The sequence below is a fragment of the Lacibacter sp. H375 genome (genome assembly GCF_037892425.1).
Taxonomy (GTDB): Bacteria; Bacteroidota; Bacteroidia; order Chitinophagales; family Chitinophagaceae; genus Lacibacter.
The window spans coordinates 3,660,759-3,685,468 of sequence record NZ_JBBKTT010000001.1; the positions used below are offsets into that span (position 1 = coordinate 3,660,759).

Sequence of the window (24,710 nt, forward strand, 5' to 3'; positions counted from 1 at the left end):
TTTTTATGTGTTCTGATTTATCAGAATGTATAACGGATAGTTGCCTGACCTCTCCAACGTGAAGAGTTGTAAGCACCTGCCTGAAGATCCAGAATATCGGCTGCAGTTCTGTTTCCGGTATTTCTGTATGTCATATTAGGCTTCAATTGACCATTAACTAAAGTAGTGCTATAGTTTGTACTTTCAATATTGATTAACTGATATTGATCAACACCTGGGGTACGGTAAATGCGTCCCCAGTTTCTGTTGAGAAGGTTTGTGAAGTTGAAAACATCGAGAATAACAGAAAGCTTGTTGCTGATGTTGCCTGTTTTCAATACAAAATCCTGTTGAATTCTTGCATCAACAATGTGACTGAATGGTAAAACTGCACCATTTCTTTCTGCAAATTGGCCTCTTCTTGAATTCAGATATTTATCATTACTGATATAAGCATCTAAAGCGGTCCACTGATCAGCTACTGAATAAGTAGTAGACCCTGAAGTATAAGGGACTGCCATGCGGCTCCAATCTGCCAGGTCTCTCGGTACATAAATCAGATCGTTGGTTTCATTGTTTACACCATTTCTGTCATAAATCAAACTACGTGTGTAAACATATGAATAAGGAGTACCTGATTGTCCATTGTAGAACGCTGTAACAGTTGTAGCCAGTTTATCTTCTAAGTAAGAGAACTTCTTAGAAACATATAAGTTGATTCTGTGCAATTGAGCAAAATCACTTCTGCTTAATTGAAGATCACTTCTGCCTGTTGAAGTTTCCATGAAACGCCAGTTACTGTTGTTCTGACTGCTAGTGCCATCAAACACGCTGTATGAATCACCATAAGAATAATTGGCATTAAGCGCCCAGCCTTTAGAGAAGGCTTTATCAATTGCTACAGACAAGTTGTAAGAGAAACCTTTCTGTCCTTTAGCATTTGTAATGATGAAGATACCTTCCGAGTAAGGATTTTGGCTGCCTGCAACTGTACCGTTCATATCAATACGGTTATAAGTTGTGCTGTTTGAGAGATAGGTGGTTTGTCCCAAAATGTTAGTTAAACCTTTGTATGCAAAAACGTTCTTGTAATCAACCTCGTTGATGTTCTTTTGATATAAGATATCGGCAGAAAAATTCCATCTGTTACCAAGATCTTTTTCAATACCTAAAGATGCTTTCAACACTTTTGGTAATTTAAAATCAGGGGCAATCAAATCGATTTGGCCACTTGGAGGTCTGAATGTGAGACCAACATCCTGAGGCTTGTATTGATTAAATGGATCGGCTCGGAAAGTAAAACTTGGTAACGCATTAATTTGTGATGAGTTCAAACCAATACCACCGACGTTAACACCTGTATTATTATAGGCGCCGCCAGGCCAAACTAAAGGAATACGGCCGGTAAACATACCAATACCACCTTTAATACGTAATTTTTGTTCACGGATGTTATATGTAAATCCAATCCTAGGTGATAAACTTACTTGTGCATTTGGGCGAATGCCTGATCTTGCTCCAAGCAAATCATGATAAAGACTGATCTGTGGTACCGCATATTTGTTGAAAAATGTATCTTCGTTAGGTATGGTAAGGAATTCAAAATTATCAACACGCACACCATAATTCAATTGGAAATCGTTTGTGATATCCCATTGATCAGCTACAAAGAAGCCCATACGTAATGTATTGAACTCAGTACCGGCTGCACTACCGTCGCCAACTTTATCATCAACTAAAGAAAAGGAACGGTTATAAGTTGCAGGGCGTAAATCATCTAACCAAGCCTGTACACTGTTGTAAGTATATGAGCCGTAGTTCTGACGAACGAACAAATTATAGGAATTACTAAACTCCAGATCTACTCCGGCCTTTAACTCATGACCTTTACCTAATCTTACTTTGAATTCATCAAAGAAAGCAATATTGTTTTGCTTAAGCTGGTTACCTGTAGAGAACTCTTCAGTACCAAACGTATAGCTTGATCCGTTAGCCGAATTCAATAATACACGTGGGAAATCTGCACCCAATGCATCCCTGTCATCAAGCACATTAGTGAATGTAAGCAATGCTTTATTTGAAATATTATTTGTAAAGTTTGAAAGCAATTCTGCAGAAGCAGAATGAGTAGTACTTGGGAAAAGGTAACCACCGTTAAAGAAACGTATCTGTGTGCTTGTACTTGCTGATGTAAGAGAACGTTCTGAACCAGTATAACGGTAAGATACATTCAACTTATGTTTGTTGTTTAAATTAAAGGTGAATTTGGAAGCAAGTTTATTACTTACAACTAAATCAGGAATATTTTCCCATGCACCTGGATCATAACTGAATGTCTTCAACTTGTCTACAATTCGTGCAACTGTATCTCTAAAAGTAGAAACCCGGAAAGTTGATGCGTCAAAAGGCTGCGGTCTTTCATCATCCTGTCTTTCAAAACTAAGGAAGAAAAACGCTTTATTTTTAATGATCGGACCACCCAAAGTGATACCAAATGTTTGTGCAGTAAAGTCGGGAACTCCTGTTGCTGCATTTTTTAGTCCTGTTGGAGTTTTTCCAGCAAGTGATTGATTTCTGAAAATATAGTAAGCAGACCCCGTTAATTTATTTGTACCACTTTTTGTAGTTGCATTGATTGAACCTCCCGTAAAGTTACCTAATGATACGTCGTAAGGTGAAACGCCAACCTGGAAGGCATCAATTGCATCAATACTTATGGGTGGTGAGCCGGTTTGTCCTCCATTTGAACCTGTTTCACTTATGCCAAATACATCGTTATTCACCGCTCCATCAATCATCAATTGATTGTAGCGATTATTTTGGCCGGCAATTGAAATGCCGCCACCATATGTAACACGGGCTTGCGGGGTTAAACGAACAAAATCAGTTAACTGACGTCCAACAGTTGGAAGATTGGCTAATCGATCTCTGCCAATATTTGTTTCCATGCCGCCTTTAGCGCCTGACCTTGTACGGCTTCCTGTAACTACTATTTCCTGGAGAGTTACATTAGCTGGTGCAAGAAGAAATTCTAAGCGGAAGGTTTCTCCAAGATTTAGGAAAATATCTTCCTGTTTTTGTGCCTGTAAACCAGCATAGGTTACCTCGACAGTGTAGGGGCCGCCCGGAGCAATATTTGACAATGTGAAAGCCCCACGGGAAATCGTGGTAGTTTGGTAAACAGAACCGGTGGGTTGATGTTTTGCAACCACAGTTGCGCCAACCAAAGGTTCCTTTTTGTCTGATTGGACAACCCCGGCTAAGTTACTCGTAGTTACCTGTGCCGCAACAGCAAGTGTGAAGAACATTGCTAATACCGCCAGCAGTAGTTTTCTGATTTTTAGCATACTTTATAGTTTTACGTGTGCAAATAAACAACAATCTTACCTATGGAAAGCAAACAAATATTAACATTTCGTAAAGAAAGACAATGCCTTCCTGCATCATGCTGCAAAGGGAAATTTTATGATTCAACAGTTGGGGATGATTTGTGGAAAGCCTGCTGTTTTCAACTAACTTTGCGGCCTTAAATCTAATTATGCTTCATACTATCGAAAGTGCGATCGAGGATATCCGTAATGGTAAAATGGTGATTGTGGTGGATGACGAGGATCGTGAAAATGAGGGAGATTTCATTATTGCAGCCCGCCATGTTACGCCTGAAGTGATCAATTTTATGAGCAAAGAAGGACGTGGTCTCATTTGCGCTGCTATTACAGATGAGCGCTGTAATGAGTTGAAACTGGAACCGATGGTTTCATCAAATACATCTCTCCACGAAACTGCTTTTACAATTTCGGTCGATCTTACCGGTCCCGGCACCGGAACCGGTATTTCTGCACAGGACAGAGCTAAAACTATCCAGGCACTGATAAATAAGGATACAAAACCGGAAGATCTTGCCCGTCCCGGACATATATTCCCTCTTCGTGCAAAACCAGGAGGTGTACTTCGCCGCAGCGGACACACAGAAGCTACCATTGATTTGGCCCGTTTGGCAGGACTCGAACCCGCCGGCGTGTTGGTGGAAATTATGAACGAGGATGGCAGCATGGCCCGTCTTCCTCAATTGGAGATCATTGCGGAGAAGTTTGATGTAAAGATCATATCCATAAAAGATCTTATTGAATACCGGCTGAAGATCGATTCACTCATTGAAGAGATCGTTCGTGTCGAAATGCCGACAGCTTATGGTCATTTTCAACTGATCGCTTTCCGTGAAAAAGAAACGGCACAGGAACATCTTGCCTTAATAAAAGGAACATGGGAAAATGATGAACCAGTGTTGGTGCGTGTACATTCATCTTGTTTTACGGGTGATATTCTTGGTTCGCTTCGTTGCGATTGTGGTGATCAATTACATTGTGCTATGCAAATGGTAGAAAAAGAAGGGAAGGGTGTAGTGTTGTATATGAACCAGGAGGGAAGAGGTATTGGACTGTTCAATAAACTGAAAGCTTATAAACTACAGGAAGAAGGTTTAGATACAGTAGAAGCAAATCTTCATTTGGGTTTGCCAATGGATGCAAGAGATTATGGTGTAGGTGCACAAATACTTCGCACACTAAATGTTTCTAAACTGAAACTCATCAGTAACAATCCCAAAAAGAGAGCTGGATTACTAGGTTATGGTTTAGAGATCGTGGAAACAGTTCCTGTCAGGATCGCTCCAAACGAATACAATCAAAAATATCTCGAAACAAAGCGTGATAAATTAGGTCATGAAATTTTGAAGTAAGATCAGAATTCAAAATCTCTCACATAAGAGAAACTGATACCGGTTCTGTTTGCTGCACGCCATTGCACATCGTACACACTGCGGTAAAAACCGATTAAGCGGAGTTTGCCATCGGGAGTAAGTAGCCATTCCAGGGTAAAGTCAGGCGTTAGCTGATTATTATTTTGAATAGGCGTGTTTTGTCCTGTGTTTACTAATAGGGAACCACCGGCTTTTAAAATTAGTTTACCATTTAATAAACGTTTGGTTACACCAAACCTGCTGGTGCCGCCAAAATTTTGTGTTTCAGCATCTGTGCCTGAAATTAATCCTGGTGTAAATGTTACGTATGGGTCGAGGTTCAACTTGTTAATGCCTGGGATATTCTTTAAAATAATACCGAGACCCGATTGTACCTGTTGTGCTAAAAACTCGGTAAGCGTACCTGCAACGCTTGTGCCTATTCCACCAATAGCATTTGCAGCATTTGCATTGTTACTCAGGAATTGATTAAACACCAGCAATGAGAAGACCTGGTTGTTTAGTTCATTCGGATTGCTGTACATCCGTTGGAAACCACTCATCGTAATAGGGTTGGTACGACAGGGATGTCCTTGCGGTAATTCAAAACGAAATGAGATAACCGGGTTTGATAATGAACCTGAAAGATTACTGATTACTGTTAAAGAGTTTTGCTCGTTGCTGCTGCAAAGATCAGCAGGCAAAGCAACCCTGTCAATTTCATAACGGGCATCAATATTAATGCGTGCGTTGTAGGGATCACCATTCCACTCAACAACTCCATTGTTAATGATAAATTGCTTTTTAATGAGGGCCTGCCAGTTAAACGTATAACGTCCTTTGGTGATGTTGTAACGGCCACTCATAGACGTGCCTTCGTTGGTGCTAACCCTGATGTTTAGATTGCCATCACCCTGTCCTTCGATGATATCATTTGTGGCTTCATCAAGAATCAAATAAATTTTTGCAAGAGGATTTGGAAATACATCAAGATCAACGGTGAGGTTTGAAGATTCTTTTACTTTCGATTCAACCTTCATCTCTTTACCATATTGGCGGAACACAATAAAATCAGCAGTTCCGGTTACACGGGAATCAGATGTGGGCAGATAAACTTTAGAACTATCTGTAGGAGTTCCCCTAAACTTCATTACAATGTTATCAACTTCTCCTCTGATAGTGCCGCTGGCATCAGCAACAACATGTCCATAGAAAAGACTGTTATCTCTTTTAGTTGTATTCAAAACAAGAAAACCACGCCTTGTGTCATTTGCATGAAACTCCATATTAAATGCCATCTTCTTGAAAAACTGGTGATACATTTTTCCCGAAAAAGTAGCGGTGCGGTTAGCAGTATCTGTAAGAATCAGACGGCCGAAATCAATTTCTCCTTCTTTGAAAATGATCTCAGCACCTTCGTTCATTTTATAACGGCACTTGGTATAGTCAAGCACAAAAGATGCGTCACTTAATTTTACATTACCAATCAGGTCTGGAGCACTGGCATTTCCTTGCAAACGGATTACTCCATTTGCTACACCTTTCATATCCGTCATAATAACAGAAAGATACTTTTCAAGAATACTCAACTTCAGATTCTTTGCATCAATCACCTGGTCAATGGTGGGGTTCTTTGGATCTTTGATATTGATTCTTCCACTGCTCAAAAATTCATATAACGGATTATCAGAAACAATGTTTGAATTTATCTCACCTGTTTCAACGTTATAATTACCCGTGATCTTCACTACGCCAATCGAATCATTATTAAAACGGAAACGTTCTGCATTTAGATCTGCGTCGATCCTGATTTTACCATATGGATTAACAACGTTTATTTGTCCTGTTACCTGTCCTTCAAGCCGGGGATCTTTTAAAACATATGGCATTACATCTTCGAGGTGCACGTTATTAAGTTCAACCACAAAATCTTCGGTTGTACCTGTCTCTGAAAACTTAGTATAAGCTTTGATCGATTCATTTCCCGATTCAAGTTTGATGCTTTCGGAATGGATCATTTTCTTACCTATGAACAGATCGCTCTTGTCTTCAATATTCCATACCTTATCGTTAATGACTAAGGTAGAGGGTTGGAATACAATTTCAACACCATCTCTGTTGGTTTTGATCTTTGCATTCAGGTTCGCATCTTTCAATGTTTGCGATGCTCTTGTGCGTATGTTCACCGAACCTGTATCATTTGCAGCAGTAACAGTAAAAGTTGTTTGTGGCAAACTAAGACTGTCATTAAAAATTACTTCGCTGATTGCACCTTTCAGATCCAGTTTCTTATAATCGCCGGTAGCAGTAATAGCAATGCTGTTAAAACCGATGTCCTTGTATTTAAACTCAGGTACATCGGTTTGCAGATTGAATGAGCTTTCATTTGTGCTTATACGGCCTTTTATGATACTGTTGTTGAATCCTGTTACAGGTATATTGAGCATGTCAATGTACTCAGCAATATTCCTTGTAGTTATATCAAATGCAAAATCCTGGTTCTTTACCTGTCTCTTTGGTTGTGGAATATAGGCGGGGAAATAAATATTTAAAAAAGATAAAGCTGTGTTAGGGAGATCAAGGATGTTAAAATTACCAACAATGTTCACATCTGCTTCATTGCTGCGTGCAGCTAATTGTTTTTTGCCATCAACAATAATTGAAGAGAGTGAAAAATAATCGAATGAAAGTTGATTGGTGTCGTTTGTCAATACTGCATTTTGCAGGTTAGCAGTGCCAAGAAAATCGTCAATTGTTTTTCCTTTAAAATCAAGATTAACAAATGACTTTAAACGAAGCTTTGTTTTTGTAAGGCCAAGTTCCTTGAAGTTAATATTGTATACATCACCTGTAAGATTATAACTCGGAGTGTCTTTGCTTAAGTTCACCATCCCTGTTAAGTTAACCGAAAGGTTACTGTCATTAACAAGAAAGGAACCATCAAACTTTCTTTTCTCGTAAACACCTTTTGCAGTAATATTTCTGTAAGTATATCCATCGAGATAAAATGCCTGGATATTGCCATCAACTTCCGCAAACAATGTTTTTGGATTAAAGCCACGACCTTTCAGCGAGCCATCCATTACTATTGTTCCAAACAATGGATCTTTAATAAAAGTGCCCAATGCAAAACCATTTGTTTTGATCTTGCCCGAATAGATAGGTTCACTTTTATCTGGAAGCTTCAGGTTAATATCGGTTACGAGCATACCAAGATTTGTTTGTAGTGTGCCGTAGGTTACAAAATCTTTAAAGAAACCTGTGAATGATCCGGCAAAATTGAGATAACTTATCTTGGAAATAGCGGGGTAAGTTATTTTTCGAATTGGCGGATAAATTGATGCTGCGTCTTCATAGGAAGTTTGCAGCCTGTTTGCCTTCAGATCTAGAAAGGTGTTATTGATATCGGGAAGACCATCCATTGTAAAGCTTCCGTCAAGTACTGTTTGCCTTAATGTGTTGATGACAATATCGGTACCCTTCAAATGGTCAACTGTGCCTCTTACTTTTCCTTTAATACTGATCTTGTCATTCCAGTCTTTTAACACGGGAGCAAAGAATGCTATATCATCACTATGTAACTCGCTGTTTTCAAACTCACCTTCCATGCGTACATGCGTTATAAACTCACTCATGTCGTGCTCAAATTGCTCAAACCGCATTGCAAAAAAATTACTTAACCTGCTCTTGTTGGTTCGGGCAGTTAAGTTTTTAAACTCCATTCCCTGGGGGTAAAACAGGAAATCGGCATCAAGCTGTTTTACTTCAAATCCACTTCTTTCTTTTGCTGTGAGTTGAATATTTGCTGTTAAACTGTCGCCAATGAACTGTACATTTTTAAACTGCCCGTTCAACTTTGTAAAACGAAGATGAGCACCATCAAAATATTCGAACGGTTCACGCTCTGTGAGATTATCGATCCTGAATTCACCGTCGTCAATTTTCAAACTCTTAGCACTCATTTTCCATCCGGCTTCATTCCAATGTTGCACAATAACTTCACCTGTGTGATAAGCACTGTCTGGTTTACTTGCCCGTTTTGCTCTTTTTCCTATATACTTGTTAATAGAAAAGTAGGGTAAGGTTATTTCTATTGTTTCGGCTTCAATGATTTTTTTCGGGACATCAAATGTTTTAAGATCAACAAGCAGGTAACCTAATTTTCCCGACATTGTTTGTCCGAGCCATTCATCTTTCTGAATAATAGTAATATTTTTTAGTTCAACCTTTTTCAGGTCAAGCTCTGTTTGTGATTTCTTACCCGATGATTTTTTAGGAGATGAAAAATAATCGATAAGGAACTGGTAGTTCCAAACACTGTCTGTACGGTGGGCAAACAAGTGCGTTTGTTCAAGACCAATATACTTGAGCTCAATCTTATCATTCAGAAAAAACCAATCAGCAAGATTGGTACTAAGCCGGCCAATGTAGGCAAGCGTGTCTTTATTTTGATCTTTCACCAAGACGCCCTCAATTAGCGCCTTGTCAAACAAAGCAAAATCCACATGCTTAACCGAAACTTCCGTCTTTAATTCATTTGCCAGCCATTTCGCAGCTTTTCTGCTAAGCCAGTTTTGCATGAAACTTGTTTGAACAAGCAACCACACCGCTACCAGAAGCAGGAACAGGACAAGTAAAGTGCGGGTTAGTATTTTTAAGATTTTTCTAGCCAAGGTATTCGATCTGTAAAAGTAACCATTCGGCCTGTTACGGCAAATTCAATACCACTATTAACAAAACAAAAAATGCTGGGTGATATTGCAGCTTGCGTGTTAAAAGCCCCAAAATCTTAATGCAGGATTTCCTGTACGTGTTTTTTTATGTTGGAGGCGATTTTTTCCATTGGCAGATCGTTGGCATCAATACCAAACGGATCTTCAATTTCTTCAGCTACCAATTCAAGACTGGCCAATACGTAAAACACAAATGTTACAACCGGAATTACGTAATAGCCCATGGTAAACACATAACCAAAAGGGAGTGTCATTACATAGAAGAAGATAAATTTCTTAATGAACACACTGTATGAAAAAGGGATGGGGGTATTTTTAATGCGCTCGCAGGCGCCGCATATTTCGGCAAATGATTGCAGCTCTGCATTGAGTATGATCAACTCGTCACCCGTAATTTTTCCCTGCTGATGCAGCAAGTACACCCGTTTAAAGAGTTGTGCTGCTATCTGGTTAGGAATGTGTTTTCCCTGATCAATAGTTGCCAACAGATGCCCATGATCATCCTCATCAAACAAAGCGGTTTTTGTTGACTCCTGCTGCAAATGGTTCATTAAGCTGTATGCATAGAAAGGAATACTGCTGCTGAAGAACATCCGGTTATTCTTATCGTCTTCTTTCAGAATGGCAGCAAGCTTAATAGACAAGTTGCGACTGTTGTTTACAAGTGCCCCCCAGAGTTTACGACCTTCCCACCAACGGTCATAGGCAGTATTGGTACGAAACACAAGTAACATTGAAATTGCAAAGCCCAGCAGGCTATGCATCATGGGGATATTCTTGAGATGATTGTTGTCGGAAAGATTGAAAACTTCCACTTCAAGCACAGCAATAACAGCAGAATAAACAGCTATGCCGAACAGCAATGGCGACAACTTACGGATGGTATCCGATTTATGTAACCGGAATATGAACGTGAACCACTCTTTGGGATTATACCTGATCATAACAGTAACTGGTAAGCGACAAAGTTCTTACTTTTTCTTTCCGAACCAATAACCAATTCCTGCACTGATTGTTCTGTATCTTAAATTGCCTGCATCATTTGTATTGATCATATTGCTCAAGCCATGAGAGTAGTTAAGTAATAAACGAAGCCCGTTCGTGGTTTCATATCCAAGGCCCAGATGCCACTCAGCATCAAACTGGCCGTAGCGTGTAAAACCATAATGCAGATCTCTGTCAACAGGGCTGCCGTTTTGATCTTGTTTGGTCTGCTTTCCAAGTAAGCCAAAGCCTAATGATGGACCTGTGCTGATGAACAACGTGTTTTCATTTCTGTCAGGATGTTTAAAATCGATTTGCACCAGTGGCATTACTCTGAATTGCAGCTCGTTTACTTTGCTGAATTCATTGGGCACTAATGTTTTTGCTTTCATGCCACGGTAATTAAAATCGACTTGTGGCGTAAAGAACAGGCGGTTGTCAAAAGGGATCTTCATCATTACTCCGGCATTGCCGCCATGTGTGCCTTCAGTTTTGGTTACAGTGTAAGCAGAAAGGACATAGCCATAACCACCTCGTACACCATAGTATATTTTACCAAGACCTTGAGATTTAGTAACAGACGAAATAACGGTACAGAAAGTAAGCAATAGAAAGAACGATTTCATGTTATAAGTTAATTTAGTGATTGCCGCAATGGGTTAATACTGCTCAATTAGCTGAGCAAGTCTCTCAAGATCGGATCTTAAATGGAGGGCATTCACAACAACCCGGTTTACCGGGTCGCTTTCAGGATGAGGATAGCCGAATGAAGATATGATAATATTGTTCTGTAACAGGTACGGAGCGATGCCTTTTTTCGCTACTACAAATACAGGAGTTCCTTCACCGGCCACAAATGTATCGTTTGTTGTGAGTTTTTGCAAGTATTCAATGTTTTGCAGCAATATTTCCCGTTGTTGAGTGAATAAATCACCTGCTTCGGTCCAGGCATAAGCTAAGGAAGGCATTAACGGAGTGCTGGTGGCAAAGTTCACATGCCTTCGCACAGCGGCTATCCATTTCCGTGAGCCGGTAATTGCGCCACCGTTAATATGAAATGCTTTTGATAAAGAGAAATTCAGCAACAGATCGAAATGTGAAGGCAGGTTTAATAATGAAGCAATGCCTTTTCCATTATTCCCCAGCCAGCCAATGCCATGCGAATCATCAACAATGAGTGTGATGTTGAAGTTTGTTGGTGTAGAAGCAAGAAATGAAAAATCATTGATGTGACCGGGAGTTGGGTTGATGCTGTCGGCAGCAACAGCAAATTGAAATTCACCCGCCGCAGCACATTCATCCAGGAATTGTTGCCATGATAGTTTATCAGGTATTTTAATAATGCCCGGTAATGCGGATGAAGCGGGGTGGGTATGTGGCAAACAATAAACTTTCATTTCCTCACTAACCACATCAACTGCTGTGCGTGCAGATAAAAAACCTGAAGAAAAAACAGCAGCATCTTGTGTTGATGTAAATGCAGCCAATTGCTCTTCCATTTTTGCATAGAGATCAAGTGCTGTATTGGAAATGCGTGATGACGGATAAACCACACCATACAGATCAATGCCTTTTTTTACAAGATCAGTAAACGTTCTGTTCAATCCCAAACCCAAATAGGAGTAGCCCGAAAAAAACAAGTGTTCTTTTCCATCAATGATGGTTGTTCTGCCCGGTGCTTGTGATAAAGTAACCATTAAGGTTTTTGCATTTGATCATTGAATTGTTGTGATTGGCCTTTTGGTATTGAGAGGCTTTGCCACTGCTTATCTTTTATCATGCGTCCAATGTAAACGATTTGTCCAACATGGTAGGGATAGTGTGCCAGCTGACGATTAAGAGCATCAACAACCGAAAGTTCTTCGCTTCTGATGGTGATTGTTTTCAGCAGATCATCTGCAGTAAGATTTTTTACAGCGTAGAGATAACATGCCCAACCTTCTTCCCATCTTTTCAGCAAGGCTTCTTTGCTCAATTGCTGTTCTTCAAATTCAATATCACGGTTGCGCCATTCTTTTTCTCCATCGTCTGTTAAAAAGTTTGTGAAGCGACTAAGCATGTTACCAACAATATGCTGAATGATGATGGCAATGCTGTTGCTTGCTTCATTTGGTTGATAATGAAAATCTGCTTCGTTTAATTGTGCAAATGTTTTATCGGCCAGCTCTTTGTAGTAAGTGCTGCGTTTAATGTAAGATGATAAAAAGGTTTCTGCTAAAGACATTTCAGATATATGATTTAGGATGTTTGATTTCTGATTTAATATAGCAACTTGTGCTTTGTATTTTGTTTTTTGGCTTTTGGGTTTTCATCTTGTTCCTTTACGGTCAATATCCTTCTGCATGATCATCGCCACGGTTATCAGCAACTGCTTCAACAACTCCGTTTATAACCTTAATTGCTTCAAAGCGACCAATATTACCACGCTCAGTAATTTTATAGCCCATCTCTTCCAGTTTTGTTCGTAACTCCATCGGGAAGGCTTTCTCAACATACACTACATCGGGCAGCCATTGGTGATGGAAACGAGGTTTCCAAACCGCATCTTCAAGACTCATATTAAACTCCAGTATGTTCAACAATACCTGGTAAACTTGTGTAGGAATAGTTGTTCCTCCAGGAGAACCAACGATCAAATAGGGTTTCCCATTTTTCAAAACAATAGTAGGCGTCATAGAACTCAGCATGCGTTTGTTTGGGGCAATGGCGTTGGCTTCAGTTCCTAATGCACCGTACATATTTGGTACGCCTGGTTTTATACTGAAATCATCCATCTCATTATTCAATATAAAACCCGCACCAGCAACAACTGTTCTGCTTCCATAGCCACCATTTAGTGTTGTAGTAACTGAAACGGCATTACCCATCGCATCATACACAGATAGATGAGTGGTTTCTTCACTCTGGGGGTTCACATTACCATGCCCCGTTGTTTTACTATTTCCGGCTTTGCCAAATTCAAAATCGCTCATCCGTTGCTGTAAGTAAGAAGCTGAAGTAAGCTTTTTCACGGGCACTTTCACAAAATCTTTATCGCCTAAAAATTCTGCACGGTCGGCATAAGCCCTGCGTTCTGCTTCGATCATTAACTGAACAGCCTGCCATGAATGAAAGCCGTATTGACCAATATTTCTGTTCTCCACCATGCCCATCATCTGTTGAATTAAAATGCCGCCGCTACTAACTAGTGGCATACCAACAATTGTATAGTCTTTATACTTTGATACCATTGCTACACGTTTTGCCGTTTTATAGTTCTTAAGATCGGCTAACGTAATAAAACCTGCACCACGTTTCATTTCGGCCACAATCAACCGTGCAGTTTCTCCTTCGTAAAATCCTTTCTGCCCAAAATCACGTATGCGTTTGAGTGTATTGCTTAATTCTTTTTGAATGAGCGTATCGCCTGCTTTCCATCCTCCATATTTTATAAAGGCTGATGATTTTGTACTGTAACGCACAAATTCGCCCATTGTATTATTTAAACTTCTTGCTTCTGATTCAGTGATCACAAAACCTTTTTCTGCCAGATCAATGGCCGGTTGTATTAGCTGTTTAAACGGAAGTATTGCGTACGCATGTGCTGAGAACAAACCGGCCACAGTACCCGGTACACCTGATGCTAAATGACCATTCTGGCTCAGTTCAGTTTGAGCATTACCATCTTTATCAATATACATGTCTCTGCCTGCAGCGCCGGGAGCTTTCTCCCGGTAATCGAGAGCTAACTGTTCACCTTTACTTGTTACAGCTACCATAAAACCACCACCACCAATATTGCCAGCTCCCGGGTATACTACTGCCAGTGCTAATTGTGTGGCAATAGCCGCATCAAATGCATTACCGCCTTTCTTCATAATTAAAACACCTACTTTACTTGCAAGTGGGTGAGCGCTTACAACTGCAGCCTTACCGCCGCTTATTTTCTTTTCAATTGTATAATTGTAAGGATTGTATTGCGCAATTGATGGAAAGCATGCAATCAACAGAACTATGGCAACCAGTTTTCTCATGAACTTAATTTTACCGAAATTAATTTTTTACTGGGTAACTCCACTTATCTTAGGCATAAATTAAACCAACTGTATGATAAGCGGCTGACTCTATGTTGGTCGCTTTTTTAAATTTGCAACCATAATTTAAAGTATGAGAAATAATCTTTCCCTGTTAATTGCGCTGTGCATTTCCGTAACAGCAATGGCGCAAGTGCAAAGTCCTGAACAGTTTCTTGGTTATAAGATTGGCACACGGTACACGCCTCACTGGAAAGTGGTGAGCTATTTTCAGCATGTAGCGGCAAATGCGCCAAAAACAGTAAAGCTCCAGCAGTACGGTCAAACAAATGAAGGCCGTCCGTTGATGGTTGCATTTATTTCTTCAGAAGAAAACATGGGCAACCTTGAAGCCATTCGTGTAAACAATTTACGACTTGCAAATCTTACAAAAGACAAGGCGGCACCAAATGAAACAGCACCTGCAATTGTATGGATGAGTTATAACGTGCATGGAAACGAAACATCAAGCAGTGAAGCAGCATTGATGACGGTGTATGCTTTGGTTGATCCTTCAAATACAAAAACAAAAGAATGGTTGAAGAATACAGTTGTGGTGATGGATCCTTGTATTAATCCTGACGGCCGTGACCGTTATGTGAACTGGTTCAATTCTGTTGTGGGTGTAAATGCAAATCCACGTATGGATACCCGTGAGCACCGTGATCCATGGCCGGGTGGTAGAACCAATCATTACAATTTTGATTTGAACCGTGACTGGGCCTGGCAGACACAGGTTGAAAGTCAGCAACGGTTGAAATTATACAATCAATGGATGCCACAGATACATGTGGATTATCATGAGCAGGGAATTAATGAACCGTATTATTTTGCTCCTGCAGCAGAACCTTTTCATGAAGTGATCACACAATGGCAACGTGATTTTCAAACAACTATTGGTAAGAATCACGCAAAATACTTTGACGCCAATGGTTGGTTGTATTTCACCAAACTCCGTTTCGATTTATTCTATCCTTCTTATGGTGATACCTATCCCACATACAATGGAGCTATAGGTATGACCTATGAACAGGGTGGTGGACCTGCAGGTGGTGCAACTGCATTAACAGAAGAAGGTGATACCTTAACTCTGTTAGACAGAGCAACACATCATTTCACAACCGGACTAAGCACAGTTGAAATTTCTTCCATTAATGCAAACAAACTCATCACTGAGTTCCGGAAGTTTTTTAATAAAGGAGTAAGCAGTGGTTTTGGTGAATACAAAACCTTTGTAATAAAGAACAATGCAAAAGATGCCGATCGCATTGCTGCGTTAACACAATTACTCGATAAGAATGGTATTGAATACGGAACTGCTTCAGGTGCAGGTAAAGGCTACAACTATTTTACAGGCAAAGATGAAAGTTTCAATGTTGCCAATGGAGATCTCGTGATCAGTTCTTTTCAACCTCGCTCTGCCATGGTACAAGTGTTGTTTGAACCAAAATCAAAACTAAGCGATTCTGCAACCTATGATATTACTGCATGGAGTTTACCTTATGCATATGGCTTGCAGGCTTTTGCTTCAAAAGATCGTATCACCACAAGTGCGTATCAAAAACCTGCACAGGTAAATAATTCTTCTGCCGATGCATATGCATATGTAATTAAGTGGGAGAGTGTGCAAAGTGCGAAAGTGGTAGGTGATTTGCTGGAGAAAGGAATCAAGCTTCGTTATACTGATGTGCCGTTTGAAGTTGGCGGACAGAAATTTGATCGTGGTTCTATCATCGTCATGAAAACAAGTAACCAATCATTTGGAACACAATTGTGGAAGCATGTTGCTGATGCTGCTAATGCAGCAAACGTAAAAACCTATCCTATTTCTACAGGTTTTGTTGATGCCGGTGGTGATTTGGGGAGTGATCTTGTTACTCCCATCAAATTTAAAAATGTGGTATTGCTTACGGGTGAAGGTGTGAATGGAAATGCAGCAGGTGAGATATGGCATTTCTTCGATAAGCAATTGGAATATCCTGTTTCGTTGGTATATGCAAATGATATCAGTCGCATTAATTGGCAGCAAACAGATGTGATCATTATGCCCGATGGTAACTATCGTTTCCTTGCTGATAAGGCTTCGGCTGATCAATTGAAAGATTGGGTAAGCAAAGGGGGTAAAGTAATTGCGCTGGAAGGTGCGGCTTCTTCATTCGCAAGGTTAGATTGGGGTTTGAAATCAAAGAAAACAGATGAGGTGGCAAGCAAAGATCCGTACGATCCATTACGTTCGTTCGAAAATCGTGAGCGTGATTTTGTGCGTAACATGACACCTGGGTCTATTTACAAAGTTGAACTAGATAATACACATCCATTGGCATTCGGTTATCCTAATTACTATTTCACGTTAAAAATGGATGACAACATTTTCGACTTCTTTAATAACACCGGTTGGAATGTTGGTGTGATCAAGAAAGAAGGCCAGCTTGCAGGTTTTGTTGGTTCTAAGCTCAAAGACCGTTTGAAAGATGGATTATTGTTTGGTGCACAAAACATTGGTCGTGGATCAGTCGTGTATATCACTGATGATATTATGTTCCGTAATTTCTGGGAAAACGGGAAGTTGATGTTGTGTAATGCGGTGTTTTTTAATTAAGTACTTTATTTCAATAACAGAAAGCCCAGAGGAATTATCGCCGGGGCTTTCTGTTATTGCAAAGTCAAGCTTTCGCCAATAGTTTTCCACATTCCTGCAAGTTGTTGAGAGTTTGTGCGGTTTTATGCAGCATTTTAGTACATTTATTGCACGCCAAAACCAAAGCATTGCTTAAGAAAGAACGACATGCCTTCATCATGCATCAGCTAAACCTTCACAACAAGGTTTTGTCAAACGATCTATGCCAAACCATGGACGTATCAGAAGATACGATACGAAGAGATTTGCAGGAACTTTCAGCTGCAGAAAAATTAATTAAGGTTCACGGCGGTGCCCTATCGCTTTCGTTTAATGAAGTACAATTTTCAACTGATCATTTATATTCTCCTGAAAATAAGCGAATCATTGCTCAAAAAGCAGTGTCTTTAGTTACTAATGGCATGTTTGTTTTAACAGGAGGTGGAACCACTATTGTTGAAATGGCCAAAGTGCTGCCACCACAACTGCGTGCAACATTTATTACAGGCAGTATCCCCGCTGTAAATGAATACCTGAAACATCCTTCGATAGATATTGTGATGATTGGTGATAAGTTACTTAAAGATTCAAAGATCACTTGTGGCTCTGAAGCCATCAGCAAAATACGTCAGCTTAATGCCGATATCTGTTTTTTAGGAATTAATGCCATCGATATTAAAAGTGGTGTAACGGAAAATGATTGGGAAGTTGCAAACCTGAAACGTGAAATGATCGAAGCTTCAAAGAAAGTAGTGTGTTTGAGTATATCGGAAAAGCTAAATAGTTCGCAACCATTACGGATCTGTGGGTTGGATAAGATCACACATCTTATTACGGAACTGTCGCCTGATGATAAACGATTGAATGATTACCGGCAAGCCGGAATTACTGTTTTATAACGTGTATTCTTAAACTACCAAATAAACAAAGATTATGAGAAAACTCTTGCAATGTAAAGACAAGCTGTTATTGCTGTTTTTCTGGTTACCCGTATTCGTTTTCGGGCAAGACAGAGCAATAACAGGCACTGTCATTTCCGATGATAATACTCCATTACCGGGAGCTACTATTTCGGTAAGGGGTACTAACCGTTCTGTAACATCGAATGCATCGGGTGTGTTTACTATTAATGCGGCAAGTGGTGCCGTGTTAGTTATAAGCTACATTGGTTTTGAACAGCAAACTGTAAGGGTAGGTACCAGCACAACGCTTACAATTACACTTCGTGCATCTAAAAGCAGCTTAGGCGAAGTGGTAGTAACGGCGTATGGTATCAGAAGAGAAAAGAAATCACTTGGATATTCAACACAGGTGGTTGATGGGGAAGATATTGCTAATACCCGCCGTGAAAACTTTATTAACTCACTTGCCGGTCGTGTGGCAGGTGCCACAATAACACCTTCGTCGGGTGTGCCGGGTGCATCTTCACAAATTGTACTACGTGGTGCTACATCTATTGGTGGTAACAACCAGCCTCTATTCGTTGTGGATGGAATCCCTTACGATAACCAAACATTGAACCAGGAAAATCTTGTTGGTGGTTCGGTTTCTTTTGCTAACAGAAATTCCGACTATGGCAACCGTGCGATGGATATTAATCCAGATGATATAGAAAATGTTACCATCTTAAAAGGACCTGAAGCAACGGCTCTTTATGGCGCAGATGGTGCATCGGGTGCAATTGTGATCACCACAAGAAAAGGCAGATCAGGCAAAGCAAGTGTATCGTATGATAACTCGTTTCGAGTAGAGAATGTGTACCGTTTCCCTGAGGTACAAAAAATGTACACGCTTGGAAACAATGGTATTTATGATCCTAATTATATAACAAATCCCTTTCTTGTACTTGGTTCTGCGGCAGGTGCAGGTATCCCTGCAGCTTTTGGTCCTAAGATTGAACCAGGTACTGCAACATTCAATAATGCAGAGAATTTTTTCAAAAACGGGTTTACGCAACAACACAATCTAAACGTTGAAGGAGGAAGTGACATTGCTACTTACCGTTTCTCGACCAACTATACAGACCAAACAGGTGTAGTACCAAATACAGGTTTTGAAAAATTCTCAGCACGTTTAATGGGGTCAACAAAGATTGGTAATAAACTGCGGTTGACTACCAGCATGAATTATGTAACAAATACAACAACCAAGGCAAGTAAAGGTGCGGGTGGATATTTGCTTACTTTGTTAACATGGCCAACAACATCTGACGTTCGTAATTTCCAAAAGCCAGATGGTACAAAAATCCCTCTGCGGAATATTACAAACTATTCATTGGAATATGATAATCCATTATGGGATGTTTATAAAAATCCTGGTATGGATAAGGTTGACCGCTTGACAGGAAACCTTAATCTTTCTTATGATGTAACAAGTTGGTTAAACCTTGGTGCTGTTACAGGTATTGATTATTACACACAATATGGTACACTGGCTGTTCATCCTCTATCACGCTTTGGTGTTGCAGGTAATGGTTTTTATTCTTTGTACCAGCAAACAACACGCAACTTCAGTAATACACTCAAAGCAACTGCAACCAAAAAGTTTGGTGATTTCAGTAACTCGTTTACAGTTGGATTTTATACAGAGAATAACTATACGAAAGTTGAATCGCAAAAAGGGGAACGCTTTTACGAACGTGACTTCCTCGGTATTAATAATACTGACCCTCTTTCACGTGATGCACGCACTGCTATTTCACAAGTACGTAAAGTGCGTTTCTTTGGAAACTATATTTTAGGTTATAAATACGTTTATCTCTCATTAGCAGGAAGCCGTGAGGGTTCTTCAACATTCATGTCGAAAGTTGTAAATAAAGATCCTTTCTTTAACTATGGCTCTTCTTCACTCAGTTTTGTTGCATCCGACATTCCTGCTGTTAAAGAAGCTTTGCCTTGGCTCAACCTTGCAAAAGGGCGTATTTCTTATGCAACAACAGGTAAAAGCCCTTCATCACCCTACATCATCGACTATCGTTTTACCAGCCAGATCACTACAGGCGGTGGTTTTGCATATGATGTTACTGGTAACAATTTCGATCTGGTACCTGAACGTTCTAACAATCTCGAATACGGAGCGGAGTTTTCAATGTTTAAAGGGCGCCTCCGTATGGATATTGCCCGTTATCATTTGCTTAGCAAAAACCAGATACTGGCGGCGAGAGCTTCTTACGGAACAGGGTTTGTAATTAAATGGTTTAACGGTGGAGAAGTAGAAAATAAAGGTATTGAGGTGCAACTGTCTGGTACTCCAGTTGAATCGAAAGATTTCAGGTGGGAAACAACTATCAACTTCGATCGCAATGTTGGTACTGTAAAAACGATGCCTGCTAGTTTACCTACTTACTACGATTCTGATACATGGGTTTTCGGAAATCTTCGCTCACAATATTTTCCCGGTGCTAAGATTGGAAACATGGCAGCAAATACTGTTAGCAGAAACAATGCAGGGCAAGTGTTGATAAGCCCAACAACAGGATTGCCTGTTCGTAACAATGATTTCAAAACAGTAGGAGACCGACAACCAGATTTCAAAATAGGTTGGGTTAACTCGATACGTTACAAGCAATTTGACTTGTCGTTTAATATCGATTTCAGAAAAGGCGGAGACGTGTTTAATGCAACAGAATATTTTCTTTACCTGACCGGGTACAGTGTTAAAACACTTGATCGTGATAAACCACGTGTAATTGAAGGTGTGTTGCTGGATGGTTTTGAAAATACGGCCAACCCAACAAAGAACACGATATCTATTACACCTATGCATAACTCAGCGTTCTATTCAAGCACAACAGCTGCCACTGAGGAAGATTTTGTTGAAAATGTAAACTGGGCACGCTTGCGTGATGTAACTCTTCGTTACACATTGCCTGCAAGAATGCTTTCAGGTGTAAAATTCATTAAATCAGCTTCGATCTATTTTACGGGAACAGATCTGTTGATGATCACAAACTATAGTGGAGCCGATCCTGCTGTAAATGCTAACACTGCATCGAACCGTGGTTTTGGTGGTGCAGGTATCGATTACGGAGCATTAAGTATTCCACGTGGTTTCAACTTTGGTTGTGCTATTAAATTTTAAATCTTTTGAACATGAAAAAGAAACTTCTTCATATACTTCTTCTTTCAGCTGTGTTGATCAATACAACAGGCTGTAAGAAATATCTTGATATCAATGCTGATCCGGATACACCGCAGCAGCCAGATGTATCGTCGGTATTTCCTGCAATGCTCTCGGGTATTCCCAGGGGTACTCAGTTTGATGCCCGTTACATTTCAAAGTATATCCAAAACTTTGCGCAAAATGCTGCAGCGAATGCCTGGGATACTCATGGGCATCAGAACTATCCAAACCCCTCCGATATTGGAGGCGATATCTGGCGTCAGTGCTATTATGGTTTAGGTGCAAATCTGAATTATATTATTGATAATGGTAAGCGAAAAGGACAATGGGACTATGTTGGTGCTGCCTACGCTCTTAAAGCCATGATGTTCCAGATGGCAACTGATCAATACGGCGAAATTATTTACACCGAAGCCTTTAAAGAAAATACATCTTTGTTTAAGTACGACAACCAGGATGTTGTTTATAGAGGTGTGGATTCATTATGTCGTCTTGCATTGATTTACCTTCAAAGAACTGATCTAAGTCCATCTAACTCTTTACTGTCAAGAGGTGATTTTGTGTATGATGGCAGCACTGCAAAGTGGATAAAATTTGTAAATGGCTTATTAGCTAAGAACTTTCATCGTGTTACCAACAAGACATCCTATAATGCAGATTCGGTAATCTATTATGTGGACCGTTCGTTTACAAACGGCAACGACGATTTTTTGGTGCCATTTGATGCAACAAAAAATGACGATACAAACTTCTTTGGAACTTATCGTGATAATCTTACTTCATTCAGGCAAACCAAAATGATCGTTCAGTTACTTGACGGAACTACGCTTGCAGGAAGTGCTGCCGGTTATAACAGAGACCCAAGAATGCGGCACATGATCAGTGCATCAAATGATACAACAAATGGCAATGGCGGGTATTACTCACTTGAGCCCGGATTAGCTGATCCTAACACACTTAATAAGCGTGTGTCTACACCTTTTGGAGACTCGTTATATGCCAACCCCAGTGCAAGCCGTTACGATCCTTCACGTGGTAAATATTTATTCCGTGACAAGGCCGTTTCGCCTGTGATGTCATATAGTGAGTTACAGTTTATAAAAGCTGAAGCTGCATATAAAAAGGCAGGCGGTGGAGATGCGGTTGCATACCAGGCTTACCTGAATGGAATCAACGGCCATTTTGATTTTATCAATCGTTCAACTTATCCAAGAAGCAATGTACCGATCTACAATACAACTGTTATCTCATCAACACAACGTTCAGCTTATTTAGCGAGTGCAAACGTGAAAGCGAGTGCCGCAACACTTACACTTACCGACATCATGCTGCAGAAATATATAGCTTTATGGGGTTGGGGTTTTCTTGAAACATGGGTAGATATGCGTCGTTATCATTACACCGATAATGATCCTGTTACTATGCAGCCAGTGTATAAAGGATTTATTGTTCCAACGGCTATCCCTTCCACAAATAATGGCAGACTGGCGTATCGTATCAGGCCTCGTTTTAATTCAGAATACGTATGGAACCTCGATGAATTAATTCGAATAGGCGGAACGACGGTTGATTATCATACAAAAGAAATGTGGTTCAGTCTACCTTAACTAATATAAATTATTGAATATGCGTAACAGAATTATTCAACTCTTATGTTTTTCAACAACAGTATTAATGTTGTTGACATCATGCGAGAAAAATGAACTCAACACAACAGAAGTAAATAAACTAAAAGACAATGAAGCGGAAGTAAAAGTGATGTTTGCTTCTTTCTACCGTTCAAATCCACGTATTTACATTAAGATTAACGATCAGTTGGTAAGCAGTGTACTTACAACGTTTACACCATTTCCTGGTGGGGGGTTGAATACAGGTGGTGGAAGTACTGCCGATTATCTGCGTGCTACAGCTGGGCAAAATAAATTTTCAGTGGCCGTGCCAAAGTTTGGTACAAATGAAGACTCACTTCAGTTAGCCTCTGTACAACATAGCTTGACAGCAGGGAAAAAATATTCTCTATATTTTGCTGATACAAGCACCACTACAACCAGCCTTTTAGTAGAGGATTCATTAACAGCACCTGACTCCGGTTATGTAAGATTTAAATTTGTAAACATGATGCCTGATGCACCCGGCGGTCTTGACTTATACATCGGAACGGTAAAAGTAGCTTCGGCTATTCCGTACAAGGGAGTAAGCCCTTCCTTTGTATTGCCAACCAATAATGCTTCGTCAACCTGGGCTATAAGGGAGGCGGGTGGAACAACAAACCGTGTAACGTATGCAAATGCATCATCACTTTCCAACCAGCGGGTGTTTACTGTAATTGCAAGAGGATATTATTCTATTTCATCCACTTCTACAGCAGAGCCACGACGACGACTGATAAGTCTTATCTACAACCAATAATAAACAAAGGGTGTGTTGAAAAACACACCCTTTTCTTTTTTAAGAATAAAAATCATTGCTTTGCATTTAAACCTGCAAATACAAAAATTGAAACGCAGCGACCTCTTCTACATCCGCCTCTCTTTCTTTTTCAGCACGCTCATATGTGCGGTAAAATTTGTTGCGTGGATTATAACCGGTTCATTGGTGATCTTATCCGATGCGTTGGAATCCATTATTAATGTAGTGGCAGCGGCGTTTGCCTGGTACAGTATATATCTTTCGAACAAACCCAGAGATACTGAACATCCATATGGACATGGCAAAATTGAATTCTTCTCCATCGGCTTTGAAGGGGCAATGATTTTAATTGCTGGGTTTGGCATTTTGATACAAGCCATCCTTTTCTTTTTCAATCCCCCGGAATTACATGCATTAACAGCAGGTTTGTGGTTAACACTTGCTGGTGGTGCGGCTAATTTTATGTTAGGGTTCTTTTTGTTGAAAAAAGGAAGGCAGAACAACAGCTTAACGCTGCAGGGAAACGGGAAACATATTTTAAGCGACAGTTATTCAAGTATAGGTGTTGTGGTAGCGATCGTATTGATATTGCTCACGGGTTATAAATGGATCGACCCGATTGCATCGGCGGTTGCAGCGGCAATTATTATTTACACCGGGTTTAAACTTATGAGTAAATCTGTACGAGGACTGATGGATGAAGTGGATATGAAAATTGTAGATGAACTGGTCGAGATACTGAAAGACAAACGGCAACCCGACTGGATAGATATGCACAACCTGCGTGTACAACGATATGGCAGTTTGTACCACGTGGATTGCCATGTAACGATGCCTTATTACTTTTCCTTAGAAGAAGTGCATGAAGAGATTACAAAGCTTGACAAAGTGCTGAATTCAAATTTTCAAAAGGGTAGTATCGAATTTTTCATTCATACCGATCCTTGTATTACTTCAAGCTGCACACACTGCCAGTTAGCTGAATGCAAAGTGCGGACACAACCATTTATTCAAAAGATTGAATGGAGTAAAGAAAATTTGTTACCGAACAGGAAACATTCTTTTTCAGATTAAAT

At 40.1% G+C, this 24,710-nt stretch carries 14 protein-coding genes; 7 read left to right on the plus strand and 7 right to left on the minus strand.

What is annotated here, in order from left to right; genetic code table 11:
* Positions 1-20: 20 nt before the first annotated feature.
* Positions 21-3,326, minus strand: a complete 3,306-nt coding sequence (locus tag WG954_RS15715) for a TonB-dependent receptor (protein WP_340437644.1) — start codon at positions 3,324-3,326, stop codon at positions 21-23.
* A 191-nt stretch (positions 3,327-3,517) separates the two neighbouring features.
* On the opposite strand from WG954_RS15715, the gene WG954_RS15720 reads away from it, so the two are divergent.
* The gene (locus tag WG954_RS15720) at positions 3,518-4,717 is read left to right on the plus strand and encodes a bifunctional 3,4-dihydroxy-2-butanone-4-phosphate synthase/GTP cyclohydrolase II (protein ID WP_340437645.1); all 1,200 of its coding nucleotides are present in this window, start codon (positions 3,518-3,520) and stop codon (positions 4,715-4,717) included.
* 2 nt (positions 4,718-4,719) lie between these two features.
* Here WG954_RS15720 and WG954_RS15725 read toward each other — a convergent pair whose 3' ends face one another.
* The 6 genes from WG954_RS15725 to ggt all read right to left on the minus strand — a co-directional run bounded on the left by WG954_RS15725 (position 4,720) and on the right by ggt (position 14,447).
* A complete protein-coding gene (locus WG954_RS15725; protein WP_340437646.1) occupies positions 4,720-9,297 on the minus strand; it encodes a translocation/assembly module TamB domain-containing protein in 4,578 nt (1,525 codons plus the stop codon).
* Between the two features lie 209 nt (positions 9,298-9,506).
* Complete coding sequence (locus WG954_RS15730) at positions 9,507-10,394, minus strand: bestrophin family protein (protein ID WP_340437647.1); 888 nt, start codon at positions 10,392-10,394, stop codon at positions 9,507-9,509.
* 27 nt (positions 10,395-10,421) lie between these two features.
* Positions 10,422-11,060, minus strand: coding sequence for a porin family protein (locus tag WG954_RS15735; RefSeq protein ID WP_340437649.1), 639 nt, complete (start codon positions 11,058-11,060; stop codon positions 10,422-10,424).
* A 33-nt stretch (positions 11,061-11,093) separates the two neighbouring features.
* On the minus strand, positions 11,094-12,131 hold the full coding sequence (locus WG954_RS15740; RefSeq protein WP_340437650.1) for an aminotransferase class I/II-fold pyridoxal phosphate-dependent enzyme: 1,038 nt from the start codon (positions 12,129-12,131) through the stop codon (positions 11,094-11,096).
* On the minus strand, positions 12,131-12,658 hold the full coding sequence (locus tag WG954_RS15745; RefSeq protein ID WP_340437651.1) for a DUF1572 family protein: 528 nt from the start codon (positions 12,656-12,658) through the stop codon (positions 12,131-12,133). Before WG954_RS15745 ends, WG954_RS15740 begins: the two co-directional genes overlap by 1 nt.
* A 103-nt stretch (positions 12,659-12,761) precedes the next feature.
* Positions 12,762-14,447 carry a gamma-glutamyltransferase gene (ggt, locus tag WG954_RS15750; protein WP_340437652.1) on the minus strand — a complete coding sequence of 562 codons (1,686 nt, stop codon included), beginning with the start codon at positions 14,445-14,447 and terminating at the stop codon, positions 12,762-12,764.
* Positions 14,448-14,580: 133 nt separating this feature from the next.
* On the opposite strand from ggt, the gene WG954_RS15755 reads away from it, so the two are divergent.
* The 6 genes from WG954_RS15755 (at position 14,581) to WG954_RS15780 (ending at position 24,708) form a co-directional block, all read left to right on the plus strand.
* Positions 14,581-17,085, plus strand: coding sequence for a M14 metallopeptidase family protein (locus WG954_RS15755; protein ID WP_340437653.1), 2,505 nt, complete (start codon positions 14,581-14,583; stop codon positions 17,083-17,085).
* A 167-nt stretch (positions 17,086-17,252) separates the two neighbouring features.
* A complete protein-coding gene (locus WG954_RS15760; RefSeq protein WP_340437655.1) occupies positions 17,253-18,002 on the plus strand; it encodes a DeoR/GlpR family DNA-binding transcription regulator in 750 nt (249 codons plus the stop codon).
* Positions 18,003-18,036: 34 nt separating this feature from the next.
* Positions 18,037-21,183: a SusC/RagA family TonB-linked outer membrane protein gene (locus WG954_RS15765; RefSeq protein ID WP_340437656.1), complete on the plus strand. Its 3,147-nt coding sequence runs from the start codon at positions 18,037-18,039 to the stop codon at positions 21,181-21,183.
* An 11-nt stretch (positions 21,184-21,194) separates the two neighbouring features.
* The gene (locus WG954_RS15770; protein ID WP_340437657.1) at positions 21,195-22,832 is read left to right on the plus strand and encodes a SusD/RagB family nutrient-binding outer membrane lipoprotein; all 1,638 of its coding nucleotides are present in this window, start codon (positions 21,195-21,197) and stop codon (positions 22,830-22,832) included.
* Positions 22,833-22,851: 19 nt separating this feature from the next.
* Entirely contained in the window at positions 22,852-23,634 is a 783-nt protein-coding gene (locus WG954_RS15775; protein ID WP_340437658.1) for a DUF4397 domain-containing protein, read from the plus strand.
* Positions 23,635-23,649: 15 nt separating this feature from the next.
* Positions 23,650-24,708, plus strand: a complete 1,059-nt coding sequence (locus WG954_RS15780; RefSeq protein WP_340437659.1) for a cation diffusion facilitator family transporter — start codon at positions 23,650-23,652, stop codon at positions 24,706-24,708.
* Positions 24,709-24,710 lie beyond the last annotated feature (2 nt).